Source organism: Tepidibacillus fermentans (genome assembly GCF_004342885.1).
In the GTDB taxonomy this organism is placed as follows: domain Bacteria; phylum Bacillota; class Bacilli; order Tepidibacillales; family Tepidibacillaceae; genus Tepidibacillus; species Tepidibacillus fermentans.
Genome location: NZ_SMAB01000040.1, coordinates 1 through 1,074, shown reverse-complemented (window position 1 = coordinate 1,074; position 1,074 = coordinate 1). Strand labels below are relative to the sequence as shown.

At 38.5% G+C, this 1,074-nt stretch carries 1 protein-coding gene; it reads left to right on the top strand.

The window, feature by feature from the left end; genetic code table 11:
- Positions 1 to 139: 139 nt before the first annotated feature.
- A partial coding sequence (locus tag EDD72_RS12400; RefSeq protein ID WP_165895093.1) for a transposase occupies positions 140 to 1,074 on the top strand: 935 nt, incomplete at its 3' end.

The window sequence follows — 1,074 nt, the reverse complement described above, 5'->3', positions numbered from 1 at the left end:
TGGGGCTGTCTAAAAAGTCAGAGTAACTGACTTTTAGAGCGCCTCCATTTTTATCAAATTTTTATAAAAAATGCACAAAAAAATCGTCCTATCCTGTAAAATGAAGTTACCACACAACATTTCAGAAAGGACGATTTTTATGAGCAATCAAATGATTACTACTGAAAATTATAACACGCAATTGACATTTCTTCCAGAGGTAGAGGAGATAAAGACCTCTAAAAGACAATTAGCCCCTACTTTCAAACCATATGACAATCGTCAAATCCAAATCATTTATGATATTGAATTGCTTATCCCTGAACACCATGTCGCGCGTGTAGTAGATGAAATGATTGAAGCCATTCCAGATGAACAACTGTTTTCCCATTATTCAGGTGGTGGGAGAAGTTCATATCACCCAAAAATGATGCTTAAAGTCATCTTGTTTGCCTATTCCCAAAAGGTATATTCCTGCCGTGGTATTGAACAGCTTACGCTAGAAAATGTCCCCACTATGTGGCTTTCGGCAATGCAACGGCCAGACTACCGCACCATCAATGAATTTCGTGGAAAACGAATGAAATCTATGATTGATGAATTATTCGAAACGATGGTCCGGAAGCTAATCGAAGACAAGTATATTTCTATGGAAAATTACTTTTTGGATGGTACAAAGATTGAAGCTGATGCCAACAAGTATTCCTTTGTATGGAAAAAATCAATAGTCAAGTTCGAGGAAAAATTAAAAGAAAAAATCCAAGAAACCCTTCAACACATCGCGGAGATGGCAAAAGCAGAAGAGCTAGAGATCCTTGGGGAAAGCCTGAAGGATACAGAGTTAGATCCTTCCCAATTGGAAGAGATCGCTGTTGGCTTGGAAACGCACGTGGCAGCTTTATCAGATGTGATTGAAAAAGGAACAAATACAGAGTTCCGTAAGGAAAAACGAAAAAGACGGACTGAGTGGAAGAAATCTCTTAAACTGATCCGTGAGGATTTTTTGCCAAGGCTGGCCCAATATAAAGCTCAAAAGGAAATATTCGGCGACAGGAACAGTTATTCTAAGACAGACAATGATGCAACTTTTATGCG